At 67.2% G+C, this 14180-nt stretch carries 13 protein-coding genes, 1 tRNA gene and 1 pseudogene; 11 read left to right on the forward strand and 4 right to left on the reverse strand.

Annotated elements, in window-relative coordinates:
* The first annotated feature begins 67 nt into the window (after positions 1–67).
* On the forward strand, positions 68–1537 hold the full coding sequence (locus QF206_RS00505) for an XRE family transcriptional regulator (protein ID WP_281487243.1): 1470 nt from the start codon (positions 68–70) through the stop codon (positions 1535–1537).
* A 16-nt stretch (positions 1538–1553) separates the two neighbouring features.
* Here the strand turns inward: QF206_RS00505 and QF206_RS00510 are convergent, their stop codons facing one another.
* The gene (locus tag QF206_RS00510) at positions 1554–2414 is read right to left on the reverse strand and encodes an isocitrate lyase/PEP mutase family protein (RefSeq protein WP_281487244.1); all 861 of its coding nucleotides are present in this window, start codon (positions 2412–2414) and stop codon (positions 1554–1556) included.
* 51 nt (positions 2415–2465) lie between these two features.
* Entirely contained in the window at positions 2466–3275 is an 810-nt protein-coding gene (locus QF206_RS00515; RefSeq protein ID WP_281487245.1) for an SDR family NAD(P)-dependent oxidoreductase, read from the reverse strand.
* A gap of 204 nt (positions 3276–3479) precedes the next feature.
* Between QF206_RS00515 and QF206_RS00520 the strand changes: the two genes are divergently transcribed.
* The 9 genes and pseudogenes from QF206_RS00520 (at position 3480) to QF206_RS00560 (ending at position 11405) form a co-directional block, all read left to right on the forward strand.
* Complete coding sequence (locus QF206_RS00520; protein WP_281487246.1) at positions 3480–4223, forward strand: GntR family transcriptional regulator; 744 nt, start codon at positions 3480–3482, stop codon at positions 4221–4223.
* A gap of 94 nt (positions 4224–4317) precedes the next feature.
* Entirely contained in the window at positions 4318–5454 is a 1137-nt protein-coding gene (gene dctP / locus QF206_RS00525; RefSeq protein WP_281487247.1) for a TRAP transporter substrate-binding protein DctP, read from the forward strand.
* A gap of 5 nt (positions 5455–5459) precedes the next feature.
* Positions 5460–6002 (forward strand): TRAP transporter small permease, encoded by a 543-nt coding sequence (locus QF206_RS00530; RefSeq protein ID WP_281487248.1) that lies wholly within the window; start codon positions 5460–5462, stop codon positions 6000–6002.
* Positions 5992–7458 carry a TRAP transporter large permease gene (locus QF206_RS00535; protein WP_281487249.1) on the forward strand — a complete coding sequence of 489 codons (1467 nt, stop codon included), beginning with the start codon at positions 5992–5994 and terminating at the stop codon, positions 7456–7458. The genes QF206_RS00530 and QF206_RS00535 overlap by 11 nt, the downstream gene beginning before the upstream one ends.
* A 217-nt stretch (positions 7459–7675) precedes the next feature.
* Positions 7676–8068, forward strand: a complete 393-nt coding sequence (gene trxA, locus QF206_RS00540) for a thioredoxin (RefSeq protein WP_281487250.1) — start codon at positions 7676–7678, stop codon at positions 8066–8068.
* 42 nt (positions 8069–8110) lie between these two features.
* Positions 8111–8788: a hypothetical protein gene (locus QF206_RS00545; protein WP_281487251.1), complete on the forward strand. Its 678-nt coding sequence runs from the start codon at positions 8111–8113 to the stop codon at positions 8786–8788.
* A 60-nt stretch (positions 8789–8848) separates the two neighbouring features.
* The gene (locus QF206_RS00550) at positions 8849–9634 is read left to right on the forward strand and encodes an SDR family oxidoreductase (protein ID WP_281487252.1); all 786 of its coding nucleotides are present in this window, start codon (positions 8849–8851) and stop codon (positions 9632–9634) included.
* A gap of 88 nt (positions 9635–9722) precedes the next feature.
* The gene (locus tag QF206_RS00555; protein WP_281487253.1) at positions 9723–10559 is read left to right on the forward strand and encodes a class II glutamine amidotransferase; all 837 of its coding nucleotides are present in this window, start codon (positions 9723–9725) and stop codon (positions 10557–10559) included.
* A gap of 13 nt (positions 10560–10572) precedes the next feature.
* Positions 10573–11405: pseudogene (locus QF206_RS00560) on the forward strand (isocitrate lyase/PEP mutase family protein).
* 147 nt (positions 11406–11552) lie between these two features.
* Here QF206_RS00560 and QF206_RS00565 read toward each other — a convergent pair.
* Both QF206_RS00565 and QF206_RS00570 read right to left on the reverse strand, forming a co-directional pair.
* Positions 11553–11628, reverse strand: a tRNA-Arg gene (locus QF206_RS00565).
* A 55-nt stretch (positions 11629–11683) separates the two neighbouring features.
* Positions 11684–12340: a hypothetical protein gene (locus tag QF206_RS00570; protein WP_281487255.1), complete on the reverse strand. Its 657-nt coding sequence runs from the start codon at positions 12338–12340 to the stop codon at positions 11684–11686.
* A 151-nt stretch (positions 12341–12491) separates the two neighbouring features.
* On the opposite strand from QF206_RS00570, the gene QF206_RS00575 reads away from it, so the two are divergent.
* A complete protein-coding gene (locus QF206_RS00575; protein ID WP_281487256.1) occupies positions 12492–14156 on the forward strand; it encodes an arginine--tRNA ligase in 1665 nt (554 codons plus the stop codon).
* Positions 14157–14180: the final 24 nt, after the last annotated feature.

Consider the following 14180-nt stretch of genomic DNA (forward strand, 5'->3'; position numbering starts at 1 on the left):
GCTTCGACAAGAATTTGTAGTGTTACAAGCCTGCAGGACGAAAATTGATCCACCCAGCCCACGGTGAATGAAAGAAGGCAGGTTCTTTCGGTATTCTGAAGCGGTGAACGATCTTGTGACGTTGGGTCAGCGCATACGCCACTTCAGGAACGCGGCGGGATTGACGCTCGATCAGCTGGGCGCAGAAGTCGGAATCGCCGGAAGCCAGCTCTCCCTCATGGAGAACGGCAAGCGCGAACCGCGTGTGACGCTGCTCGGCGCGATCGCGAAGGCGCTCGGCGTGGAAGTGGCCCAGTTGCTCGACACGGCTCCTCCGAATCCCCGGGCAGCGCTCGAGATAGAGCTCGACCGCACGCAGCGCAGTCCCGCGTACGCTGCCCTCGGCCTACCGGTGGTGCGGCCCACGCGCACCATGAGCGACGAAACCCTCGAGGCGCTCGTCGGCCTCCACCGCGAGCTCCAGCGTCGTTCGCGTGAGGCCATCGCAACCCCGGAAGAGGCGAGGCGCGCGAATACGGAGCTGCGGCTGCGCATGCGCACGCGCGACAACTACATCCCCGAGATCGAAGACGTCGCGCAAGAGCTGCTCGAGAGCGTCGGCCACAACACGGGCGCTCTCACCCACCGCACGGTCGGTCTCATGGCCGAGCGGCTGGGCTTCTCTCTCGTGTACGTCAACGATCTGCCCCATTCCGCGCGGTCGGTGACCGACCTCGAGAACGGACGCATCTACCTGCCCCCGGCATCGATTCCGGGCGGTCATGGACTGCGATCGATGGCGCTCCAGGCGATGGCCCACCGCGTGCTGAGCCACAGTGAACCGTCGAGCTACGCCGAGTTCCTGCGCCAGCGGCTCGAGATCAACTACTTCGCGGCAGCGTGCCTGATGCCCCAGCGGCAGTCGGTCGCCTTCCTGACGGCGGCCAAGGCCGACCGTAACATCGCAGTGGAGGACTTCCGCGACGCGTTCGGCGTGACCCATGAAGCGGCCGCTCTGCGATTCACGAATCTCGCGACGAGCCACCTCGACATGACGTTGCACTTCCTGCGAGTCGGCGACGACGGCGCCGTGTACAAGGCGTACGAGAACGATGGGCTCAGACTCCCGGTCGATGTCACTGGCTCGACCGAGGGGCAGTTGGTGTGCCGCCACTGGGCGGCCCGCATGGCGTTCGCGCGCACCAACCGCACTACCGAGTTCTACCAGTACACCGATACGCCCGAGGGCACGTTCTGGGAGTCGAGCCAGACCGGCACCACGGATGCCGAGGAGTTCTCCATCACTATCGGCGTGCCCTTCAACGAGGCGAAGTGGTTCCGCGGGCGTGCCACCTCGAACCGTCAGCAGTCGCGCTGCCCGGACGAGACCTGCTGCCGCAAGCCCTCACCCGAGCTGACCAAGCGCTGGCACGGCAAGGCCTGGCCGAGCGCGCGGCTGCACACGCACATCCTCTCGCCGCTGCCGAGCGGAGCGTTCCCCGGCATCGACGATCGCGAACTGTACGAGTTCCTCGAGACGCACGCGGGGGAGCGCTAGGCGTGCCGGTGCCGGCCTAGCCTCCGAAGCGGTGGTCGAGGTCCTGGTGATGCTCGATGCCGACCATGCGCTGGAACTCCTCGTAGCCGAGCGCGCGCTCGTCGCGCACCGAGCGACCCGCCTGGCGCATCGCGGCGAGAGTCTCCGCTGCGGCCTTCGTCGCTGCGAATAGCGCATCGAGCGCATAGAGCACGATCGAGAATCCGAGTTCGCGAGCGTCGTCGAGCGTGAGCCGCTCGGTCTCCGCGCCGGCGACGATGGGCAAGACCTTGGGACCCTCGACGCGCTTTGCGATCTCCTCCACCTCGGCGATGCGCTTCACGCCATCGATGAACACCATGTCGGCCCCGCTGTCGCGGTACATGGACGCTCGCTCGATGGCGTCGAGCATCCCGCTCACCCCCAGCGCGTCGGTGCGGGCGATGATGACGAGCTCGTCGGAGCCTCTGGCCTCGACAGCGGCTGCGATGCGACGCACGCTCGAACCGGAGTCCAGCAGACGGATGCCAGCCATATGCCCGCACCGCTTCGGGCTGCTCTGATCCTCGAGGTGGAGCGCAGCGACGCCGGCCTGGATGTACTCGTGCACGGTGCGCTCGATGTTCGAGGGCCCTCCGTAGCCGTTGTCGGCGTCTGCGATGACCGGGATGCCGACGGCGCGGGTCATGTTTCGTGCGTGATCGGACATCTCGGTCTGCGTCAGCAGGCCGATATCCGGCGTTCCGAGGCGGATCGCCGTCGCCCCGAATCCCGTCATGTACACCGCTGGGAAGCCGGCCTGCTCAACGAGGCGTGCCGTCAGCGGCTCGGCCGCGCCGGGGGCGGCGATCGGTTCGCCGGTCGCGATCAGTTCACGCAGGCGCTGGGCGGGAGTCATTCGGTGGTCTCTCTCTCGGTGTCGGATGCTGGAGTGCTCTTGAGGCATCCGTCACCCCATCGTCAGTCCGCCGTCGATGTTGATCGACTGGCCCGTCATGTAGTCGGCCGCGGGGGACGCGAGGAATTCCGCCACGCCTGCGACGTCGTCGCTGCGCTGGGGGCGGCCCAGCGGTACGGCAGCGGTACGCGTCTTCCACGCCGTTCCGGTCTCCCACCCCGCCACCGCCGACCACTCCGCGTCGATGCGCTTCCACATGTCCGTGTCGACCAACCCCGGGCAGATGGCGTTGACCGTGATGTGGGGCGCGAACGTCGCTGAGGCACTGTGCGTGAGGCTGATGACCGCCGCCTTGCTTGCGCGGTAGTGGGGGATGATCGGAGCCATCGGGCCCGCTGCGTAGCGCCCCGCGATCGACGCCATGTTGACGATCTTGCCGTTCGGCCGGCCTTCGCCCATTGGTCCCTGTGACAGCATTTGGCGGGCCGCTGCCTGGATCGACAGCATGGTGCCCTTCACGTTCACCGCGAACGTCGCGTCCCAGTCGTCTGGCGTCACGTCGAGGAACGGCTTCACCTGGATCACGCCGGCGTTGCACACCATCAGATCGAGCCGGCCGAACTCGTCGGCAGCGGCATCGACGATCAGGGCATTGTCCGCGGCCGAGGTGACGTCGGCTCGAACGGATGCAGATCGGACGCCCAGCGCGCGCACCTCGCCGGCGACCGCTTCAGCGCGGGTGGCATCGATGTCGCTGACGACGACATTCGCGCCTTGCGCCGCGAGGCGCAGCGCGATGGTGCGACCGATGCCTTGCCCCGCACCGGTGATCGCTGCGGTCATTCCCGTGAGAAGTGTCACTGTCGCTCCTTCGCATGGCCCGTTCACTGGGCGATCCAACGCCGCCGACGCGCGACGGCCGCCCGGGACCCGCTCGGATACCTGTGGCGCCGAGCAATTGTATACATGCTCTGGGATTCGACCCTCGCGCTCCTGTCGTGTATACATGAGCCGGTGTCCAACGGAGAATGCTCCGCCGGACGACGACGGAAGGAGCAGCGCCGCATGGTGATTCCTCAAGGGCGCGCGCCTCTCGGCAGGAGCGGTACCGGGTCGCTCGGAGAGCGCGTGGCGATCCAATTGCGTGACGCCATCGTCAGCGGCTCGATCGGTCTGGGCGAGGCGCTATCCGAGGACTCGCTGGCTGAAGCGCTGGGCGTGAGTCGTACGCCGGTGCGCGAGGCGCTCAGAGAGCTCCAGACGCAGGGGCTTGTCGAGATCAAGCCCAAGTCGGGAACCACGGTGTTCGTGCCCACTGAAGAGCAGATCGCCGAGCTGGTCGAGTTCCGCACCACCATGGAGCTCCAGGCGGCGAACTGGGCCTTCGAGCGCAACCGGGTCGCCACCGCCGACGCGCTCGCCCGCGCGGTGGAACTCATGGAACCGGCGATCGAGGCGCAGGACATGCGCGCGTTCGGACGCGCCGACACGTTCTTCCACCAGGCATTCGTCGACCACTGCGACAACTCGTACCTGCAGGCCACGTTCTCTGTGAGTCTCGCCCAGGTGGCCGCGTTGCGCACGCATCTCGCCGTGTACCTCGACGGTGAATGGCGGCACTCGTACCGTGACCATGTCGCACTCCGCGACATCTTCGTGAGTGGACGCAAGGGCGATCTCGACGAACTGCTGGCCGCGCACATCGCGCGCACCAAGGGCAACTACACGCAGGTGCTGCACGCCAGATACACCACCCAGCACGAGAGCCGTGTCGACCTGCTTCGGCGGGCACTGGTCTCTGAGGGCTGAGCGCGACCTTCAACACTTCTGGTGCTGGACCCCCGGCATCGGAACCCAACTTCGGCTCCACGAGTCGAAGTCCAATCACACCGAGAGGAAATCAGTGGGTACCACCATCACCAAACGCGCTGCGCGGTTCTCCGCAATCGGCGCCGCCACCACCGCAGCGCTGCTGCTCGCGGGTTGTGCCAGCGGCACCGGCGGAGACTCCGGCAGCGGCGACGCCGAGACCTTTGACCTCACCTGGACGTCGTACACGACGCCCGAGGGCTACTACTCGATGGCCATGGACGAGTGGATCAGCATCGTCGAGGAAGAGACCGACGGTCGCGTCAACATCGAGCCGTTCTACATGGGCTCGCTCTGCGCCACCCTTGACGGTCTCGCCTGCGCCAAGGACGGCCGCGCCGACATCGCGTACACCTCGCCGGCCTTCCACCCCGCAGAGTTCCCGCTGGCGAACGTCGTCACGGTGCCGTTCGTCGCGAAGGACCCTGTCGCTCAGACCGCGACCCAGCAGGAGCTCTACAACACCAACGCCGACTACGCGGCCGAGTTCGACAAGCAGGGCGTGCACGCGCTGTACTTCGCGCCGGTCACCACGTCGATCCTCGGTGCGAAGCAGGAGATCAGCAGCTACGAGGGCCTCGAGGGCCTGTCGGTGCGCGGCACCGCTCGCATGCTCAAGGCGCTCGAGATCGGTGGCGCCAACCCCTCGGCCATCGCGGTGAGCGAGATCTACGAGTCGATCGAGAACGGCGTGATCAACGCGTGGTCGTCGACCGGCCTCGAGTCGGCGGTCACCGAGTGGAACCTCGGCGAGGTCACGAAGTACATGATCGACACCCAGTCGGGCTCGTTCATCAACGTGATGGCCGTCATCAACAAGGATGTCTGGGACACGCTGCCCGCCGACATCCAGAAGATCATGAACGACGCCAGCGCAAAGGTGTGGGGCGGCCTCTCGGGCGAGTACCTCGACGCGATCTTCGACGCCACCTGCGACAAGGTCGACCAGCAGGGCGTGAAGCTCAGCACGTGGTCCGACGCTGAGGCACAGAAGTGGGCGGATGCCGTGGGCGACACCCTCGTCAACGACTGGCGCGCCGAGGCGAAGTCGGCCGGCGCCAGCGACGAGCAGATCGATGCGTTCTACGCCGACTACCTCCAGAAGCTCGAAGTCGCGTCGGCTGACAGCGACTACGTGCCGCCCGTCGAGTACTGCCTGAACCGAGGCTGACTCCAGTGGTCGTCCTCGCACTCTGGGAACGCGTCATCAAGCCGATGACGCGCGGGCTCGCGGTGATCTCCGCGCTGCTCTGCGGCGGTCTCGCCCTGCTCGTCACGTCGGAGGTCGTGCTTCGCGGCTTCACCGGCGAGTCGATCCGCGGCATTTTCGAGATCGCCGAACTCGGGCTCGTCATGACCGTCTTCCTCGGGTTCGCCAATGCGGAAGTCGACTTGACGCACGTGCGAGTGACGCTGCTGACAGACCGGCTGTCGCCGGCCGCGGCGAGCCGCGTGCGCGGTGTCGCTCTCATCCTCGGCGCAGTGTTCTGCGCCTGGATGGGGTGGGAGCTCATCGAGCGCGCCATCGAGTCGTTCAACGTCGGCGAGTTCCGCACTGGGTTGCTGAACTTCCCGATGTGGCCCTCTCGATCGTTCGTCGCGGCCGGCACAGCGTTTCTCTCGATCGTGCTGCTGGTGAAAGGTCTGGTCCTGATGACCGGTCGCGCTCCCGCGAGTGCGACCACGTCGGCCGAAGGAGGTGTGGCGCATGTCGCCTGAGCTCATCGTGGTCATCGTGCTGGCACTGTTCTTCCTGCTGCTGGCCATCGAGATGCCGGTCGCCCTGGCGCTCGGCGCCTCCGGTGCGGTCGGAACAGTGCTGCTGCACTCGTTCAAGGTCGCCGACAGCGTGTTGGCCAATGTGCCATTCGAGTCCACGGCGAAGTACTCGCTCGTGGTGATCCCGCTCTACATCATGCTCGGGGCCATGGCCACACAAGCCCGGATCCCCGAGCGCATCTACACGATGATCAACCGGGTGGCCGGCCGGTTCAAGGGTGGTCTCGCGATCGCAACGATCGGTGCATCCGGTGGCTTCGCCGCGATCTCCGGGTCGAGCGTGGCCACGGCGGCAACGCTCGGCAAGATCTCGGTGGCGCAGATGATGCGGCACGGCTACCGCGCCGAGCTCGCCACCGGAATCGTTGCCATCGGCGCGACGCTGGGCATTCTCATCCCGCCGAGCATCATCCTCATCATGTACTCGATCATGAGCGGCGAGTCGATTGCTGCGCTGTTCAGCGCGGGCATCGTGCCGGGAGTCCTCTCGGCGATCGCGTACATCGTCACCGCGTTGATCCTCGTAAAGAAGCACGGGGTCGCCATCGCTGAGAAGCAGGAGGTGCTCGAGACGGTCGCGGCCGGATCGGTCGCCGCTGCCGATGCGGCACGCGCCGAGGCGATCGCGGGCGGTGACGCTCCGTCGATGCGGGTCGGCCGGTCTGCCGAGGTCGCCCTCGGTGCTGAGGCGAGCGCCGCTGCCCCTGTCGAGCAGTCATCGCTCTTCTCCGAGTTGCGGTCGCTGTTCTGGTTGCTCGCGATCGTCGCGGCAGTGGTGATCAGCATCTTCACCGGTATCACGACGCTGGCTGAGTCGGCCGGCATCGCCGCGGTGGTGGCGACGGTTGCGCTCGTATTCGAGCACTACCGCTCGGGTGTGCGCGGTGTCATGCGCAAGATCCGCGACGGTCTGGCCGAGTCGGCATCCGTCACGAGCATGGCGTTCGCGGTGGTCGTGGGAGCGGGCATCTTCGCCTACTTCCTCGTGTCAGCCCGCGTGCCGAACAACCTGTCGCGGTGGTTCGCGGAGCTCGATGTGCCGCCGCTGCTCATCGTGGTGCTGATTCTGCTCATGATGGTGCCGCTTGGCATGTTCCTCGACTCGCTCGCGATCGTGGTCATCGTCGTGCCCATCGTGTACCCGACGGTCACTGCGCTCGGGTTCGATGGAGTCTGGTTCGCGATCTTGCTCGTCAAGCTGATCGAGGTCGGGCTGCTCACGCCGCCGGTCGGCATGAACTGCTTCGTGATCTCGGGGGTGACCGGCATCCGTCTCGAGACGGTATTCAAGGGCGTGGCACCGTTCCTGCTCTGCGAGGCAGTGCTGATCGTGCTCCTGCTGGTGTTCCCCGACATCGTGCTGTTCCTGCCGAACCTGCTGTCGTCGATGGGCTGAGCGGTCGCCGGTTCACCTGCGGCAATGCCGAGAGCGGCCAGCTGAACACCGCATGCATTGACGAGCCCGGGCTCGTGCTTCTCGAGAGAGACGCGCGGCCCGGGCTCGTCCGTCTTCCCGGTGAAGTGCGGCCCGCCGAAGTGCGGCCCGCTGACCGACGTGCCGGGCCTTCCACCACTGTTGGAATAGTCGCGGCATTCCTCGCGTTGCAACCGACATGGCGAGCATCGAGATCACCGAAACGAACCTCAACGAGACCATCTCCGAGAACGACATCGTCTTCCTCGACTTCTGGGCGGAGTGGTGCGGGCCCTGCCGCGCATTCGGCCCGGTGTTCGAACGCGCTTCGGAGACGCACGACGACATCGTCTTCGGCAAGGTCAACACTGAGGAGCAGCAGCAGTTGGCGGCAGCGGCCGGCATCCGATCGATCCCGACCCTCATGGCGTTCCGCGAGAACGTGCTGGTGTACTCGCAGCCTGGTGCTCTCGGCGACGCGCAGTTCACGCAGCTGATCGACGCCGTCAAGGGGCTCGACATGGAGAAAGTGCACGCCGATGTCGCTGCCCAGAAGGCCGCGCAGGAGAAGTCTGGCGGCGGCCAGGAGTAGCCGCACCGGCCGGCGCCGACCGGTGGACGTACAATCCGTGGCGTGAACCGCGACGCGCAGGAGCAGGCAGGCGAACCATCAGCGGCCGAGGCCCAAGCAGTAGCCGACGCCGACGTCGCTGTCAGTGCTGAGGACAGCGGACCAGACGATGTCGCGACCGACCTGGCAGGCGCTCCGGCCGCAGTCAATGAAGACGCCCTGGAGTCGCTCCTCGCTTCGTTGAGGGAGCGGCTTCGCGAGATCGCGAGTCGGCTCGCGGAAGCCGGCGCCCGCGACGAGGCCCTCGCCGAGTACGTGCCGCCGCGTCGCGTCGCAAAGGTCATTCCCCGGGATGCCGTCTTCCGTCCGCTGGGGCGGGTGTGGCGGCTCGGGGTGTTCCTGCTCGACCGCGAAGGCAGGCTCTACGCGACGGGAACGAGTACCCGGGCCGTGCGGCCGGGGCATCCGGGCTACCAATCGGTTTCGGCCGAGCAACGGCGGGCGTTTCGCGCCGCAGCATCGAGGAGCCGGTTCGAGGATGGCGAGACCATCAACTTCGACGCGCGCGAGATCATGCTCACCCCCGAAGGCCTCGGTGCGCTCATCGATGGGCCGGGGCCCCTTGTCGTGCACCACGGCGGGTTGCGGGTGCGCTGGACGCCCGAAGCGCAGATCCTAGTGCGCTTCGACGAGTACCTAGAGGAGCGGGTCCACCTTCTGACCCGCCCTGCGGGCGCCTGAGGTTCGCTTCGCGTCTGGCGAGTCGGCCGAAAGCGTCGCGCCCCTCGCGATACTGGAGGCATGACTTCGCAGCATCGACCGAAGACGGTTGCGGTGGCGGGCGCGACGGGCCTGGTGGGTGCCCAAGTCGTCCGTCGACTCGAGGAACGGGGTGCGCGCGTCGTGCCGATGGCCCGATCGCTCGGTGTCGATCTCATGACCGGCCGTGGAGTAGGCGAGTCACTGCCGGGCGCTGACGCCCTCATCGACGTCTCGAACGTGCTGACTCAGAACGAAGCCGTCGCGGTCGAGCGCTTCACTCGCATGGCGAGAACGCTGGTCGACGGATGCCGGCAGCACGGCGTCGGCCGCTACGTGCTGCTGTCGATCATCGGCGTCGACGAGATCGAGTTCGGCTACTACAAGGGCAAGCGCGCGCAGGAGTCGGTCATCGAGGGAAGCGGGCTCGAGTACTCGATCCTTCGCGCGACGCAGTTCCACGAATTCGCCGAGCAGATGCTCGGGCGCATGAGGGTGGGGCCGATCGCCCTCGTGCCGCGCATGACCTCAGCGCCGGTCGCATCGCGGGAGGTCGCTGATCGTCTGGTAGAGCTCGCGCTCGCCGACGAGGTGCCGCATCGGCTCGAACTCGCCGGCCCTGACACGATGACGGTGCCGGAGATGGCCCGAGAGTTCTGTCGCGCGACCGGAAGACGGTTGCTGAGAGTGCCGGTTCCGGTGCCCGGTCCTGGCGGTCGACGCATGGCCGAGGGCGGTCTGTTGCCCCGTGGCCCGCACGAGGTCGGTGTGCAGACGTACCGCGAGTGGCTGGTCGAGCGTAGCCTCGACGCGACTCCGCCCGCCTGATCCGTTCACGACCCGGCGAACCGGTGGGTGACCAAGCGCTGCACGTGTTGCGGCCGTGGCGGAGTCGGGAGCAGAGGGGAGCAGATGGATGTGCCGGTGGCTCGCGTACCTCGGTGAGCCCATTCAGCCCTCGAAGCTCATCGTCGACACGCCGAACTCGCTCGTCGCGCAATCCCTCAACTCGCCGCTCGGCGCGCAGACGGTGAACGGAGACGGATTCGGACTCGCCTGGTATCCGGACGCCACGGCCGAGAGCACGCCGGCTGTGTTCCGCAGCATCGAGCCTGCCTGGCACGACGAGAACGTGCGCGAGCTCAGCCGAGCGATCGAGACGCCATTGTTCTTCGCTCACGTGCGCGCGGCCACTCTGCCGCCGGTCCAGAAGACCAACTGCCACCCGTTCCGCTACGAGAGCTGGCTGTTCATGCACAACGGGGTGATCCGTGAGTTCCCCCGTCTGCACAGGCAACTGGCATTGGCGATCGCGCCCGAACTGTTCGAATCGGTCCGCGGCACCACCGACTCCGAGGTGCTGTTCTTCCTCGCCCTCACGCACGGCCTTCGAGAGGATCCGGTGGGCGGGCTCGCGCGCGCGATCCGCGAGGTCGAGCAGGTGGGGCGGGCTCACGGCATCCCTTACCCAGTGCAGGGCACGTTCGCGATCTCGAACGGGTCAACGGTGTGGGCGTTCCGATACTCGTCCGAGCGTCGCTCGCGCACCCTGTTCCATTCCGAAGACGTGACCACCTTGCGGATGCTGTATCCCGAGGTCGAGCGGCTCCAGGGCTACGGCGAGCAGAGTCGCGTCATCGTTTCAGAGCCGCTCAGCGACCTTCCCGACGCGTTTCATGAAGTGCCGGAGTCGACGGTCGCGATTCTCGACATGAACGGATACCGCCACGAGCCATTCCTCCAGGAGGCGTGACGACATGATGCGGATGCCAGACGACCGTGCCGCGACGTTTCGCGCGCTGCACTCCGGCGGCGGATTCATCGTGCCGAATGCCTGGGACGCGGGCTCCGCCCGCATCCTCGCGCAACTCGGATTCCCCGCGATCGCCACAACGAGCGCGGGCATCGCGTGGTCGTGCGGCGTACCCGATGGTGGAGTGCTGCCGCCTTCGATCGCCTCGCGGAGATCGCTGCGGCCGTCTCCGTGCCCGTATCCGCAGACCTCGAGGCGGGCTATGGGCCTGCGCCGGAAAATGTGGCCGCAACCGTGCGTCGCGCAGGCGAGCTCGGCGTCGTGGGCGGCAACATCGAGGACGCTGTCGACGGCATCCTGTTCCCGATCGATGAAGCGGCCGAACGGATCGCCGCCGCTCGCGCCGCTGCCCCAGCGGCAACCTTCGTGCTCAATGCGCGCACGGATGCCTACTTCGCAGGAGGCTCAGACGACCCCTTCCGCGAGACGGTAGAGCGCGCGTTGCGATACGTCGAAGCGGGCGCCGACTGCGTGTTCGTGCCGGGAGTGGAGGATGCCGCGACGATCCGTCGTCTGGTCGAAGAGATCCCCGCTCCACTGAACATCGTCGCGGGACTCGCCGCGACGAAGATCGATGTGCCGACCTTGTTCTCGCTCGGCGTGAAGCGCGTGAGCCTCGGGGGGGAGCCTCGCGCTCGTGGCCTTCAGCGCGCTCGAGCGTGCCGGCGAGGAACTGCGCGCGACGGGAACGCTCGGATTCCTCGACGGCGTCGTGGGCTACGCCGAACTGCAGCGTCGATTCGGTGCCTGATCGTCGATCTCGGCACCTCGCTCGTCGCGGTATGACGCGTTGATCCGTCTCCAGGTCGAACCGGGCAGACGAGCGATATTCCGTAGCGGGGCCTGAACTCCGATGTCCCTCAGATCCGGAGGCCGGACGCTATCCGCTGGAAGGGGCGCCCCGAGCTGTCCGGGATGTCTTGAGACATCACATGGCGCCCCCAACAGGATTCGAACCTGCGACCTTTGGTACCGGAAACCAACGCTCTATCCCCTGAGCTATGGAGGCTCGACAAGGGTACCAGCCTGCGACCGCGCGACTGCGCAGCAGCCCGGGGCGGGCGTTACCGGAAGGCGCGAGCCGCCGCCGAGGCCAGCTGCTCTGCGTCACCAGCGCTCATGAAGCTCTCGCTCGCGACGACGAGCCAGACGTCGCCCACCTGCGCGACGATCTCGCCCTGACCAGCCCGCTCCATGAACCAGGCGCCCTGCGCTCCCGCGACCTGCGCGCGAGCCCCTGCTGCCGAGGCCGCAGCGGTGAGCCTCGCCAGGTCTGCTGCGCTCGGCTTCGACACGGCGACCTCGAACGTGTCGCCGCTCGTCTGGTTCATCCAGCCGCACGCCGTGCCCTGGCGCGCGACCGCCTCGGCAGCCGATGTGCCGGAGGCCGGCGAGTAGTCGGGAGCGCCCCCGTAGTTCGGATTGAAGTCATAGACGGCCTGCAGGCTCAGCAGATCGTTGCAGCCGATCGCGAGCGGTGTCGAAGGCTCCGGCGTGCTCGACGGAGTCGGAGCAGGGGATGCCGGGGCCGTCGGCTCCTGCGACGCGGTCGGCGTCGGGGGCGGCCCCGCCGTGCCCGATGGCTCCGGCCCTTCGGCTGTGGGCGCGCAGCCGGCGAGCAGACCGCTCACCAGCAGCGCACCGGTCACCGCACCGGTCAACCGCGTTCTTCCGTCGCGAGCGTCGGAGAGAAGGGACCCTGCGGAGCTTGAGCGTGCCATGCGCTCAATGCTAGGAGCGAGGCCGGCACACGAACGCTCGCCACGACGTTGCAGGCGGGAACGTCGCTCACCTGTACCACCCGGGGCGGCCCCTCGGCGACCCGACCTCGCCGAGCGGCCCCTCGGCGACCCGCCGGTAGGATCGACCTCCGTGACCCCAGCTGAACTCTCCGCCGCCCTGCTTGCCATCGTCACCCGGGCGGTCGAGCGACGCGGGGCCCAGCAGGAGGTCAGCGTCTCTCTTGACGACGTCGTGCTCGAGCGTCCCCGAAACCGCGACCACGGCGACTGGGCGTCGAACGCAGCAATGAAGTTCGCGAAGCGGCTCGGGACGAACCCCCGTGAGCTCGCGGGTGAGATCGTCGCCGAGCTCACGGCGGTCGACGGTGTGGCCTCAGTGGAGGTGGCCGGTCCGGGGTTCATCAACATCACGCTCGATGCCGCCGCCGCCGGTGCGCTCGCGCGCACGATCGTCGAGCAGGGCGATGCGTACGGAAGCAACGACCAGCTCGCGGGGCAGAGCATCAACCTCGAGTTCGTCTCGGCGAACCCGACGGGGCCGCTGCACATCGGTCACACCCGCTGGGCCGCGCTCGGCGACTCGATCGGTCGTGTGCTGCGCGCGTCAGGCGCTCAGGTCGCCAATGAGTTCTACATCAATGACGCCGGCGCGCAGATGGACAACTTCGGCGCGAGCGTTCTCGCCGCGGCAAAGGGGGAGCCGACCCCGGAGAACGGCTACCCGGGCGCCTACATCGCAGATCTCGCTGCTGCAGTCCGTGAGAAGGTGCCGAACCTCGACGAACTCGACGACGCGACCGCGCTCGAGGCCGCGCGCGAGATCGGGTACGAGCTGCAGCTTGCCGAGCTCAAGGAGTCGCTGCTGCGCTTCAATGTGCACTTCGACGTGTGGTTCTCAGAGCGCCGACTGCACGCGACCGGGGCTGACGGCACGAGCGCCATCGATCAGGCGGTGGAGCGCCTTCGAGCCCAGGGGCATGTGTACGAAGAGGACGACGCCATCTGGGTGCGCACCACCGACTTCGGCGACGACAAGGACCGGGTCATCAAACGCGGGAATGGCGTCTACACCTACTTCGCCGCCGACGCCGCCTACTACCTGAGCAAGACCGACCGCGGCTTCGCGCACAAGATCTACCTCCTCGGCGCCGATCACCACGGCTATGTGCATCGACTCAAGGCCATTGCGGGCGCCGCCGGAGATGACCCGGAGCGCGACATCGAGGTGCTCATCGGACAACTGGTGTCGGTCAACGGCGCCAGGCTCTCGAAGCGCGCCGGCAACATCATCGAGCTCAACGACCTTCAGGCGTGGCTCGGCACCGACGCGCTGCGCTACTCGCTCGCGCGCTACCCTGCCGACTCGCCCCTCACGCTCGACCCGGAGGTGCTGCGCCGGCGCACGAACGACAACCCTGTGTTCTACGTGCAGTACGCGCACGCGCGCACCCACAACGTCGGCCGCAATGCGGCATCCCTGGGCGTCGACCGTTCGACGTTCGACGCGGCACTCCTCGATCACGAGACCGAGAGCGCGCTGCTCGGTGCGCTCGCCGAGTTCCCCCGCATCGTTGCGCACTCGGCTGAGTTGCGTGAGCCGCACCGCGTCGCGCGGTATCTGGAAGAACTGGCTGCGCTCTACCACCGCTGGTATGACAACTGCCGCGTCACGCCCATCGGCGAAGACCCGGTCACCGAGGTGCACCGCACCCGTCTCTGGCTGAATGACGCCACCGGCCAGGTGCTCCGCAACGGCCTCGCCCTGCTCGGCGTGAGCGCGCCGGACCGCATGTGAACGAAGCGCGAGCGCGCCCTGACC

This window comes from Ruicaihuangia caeni (assembly GCF_029952955.1).
In the GTDB taxonomy this organism is placed as follows: Bacteria; Actinomycetota; Actinomycetes; order Actinomycetales; family Microbacteriaceae; genus Ruicaihuangia; species Ruicaihuangia caeni.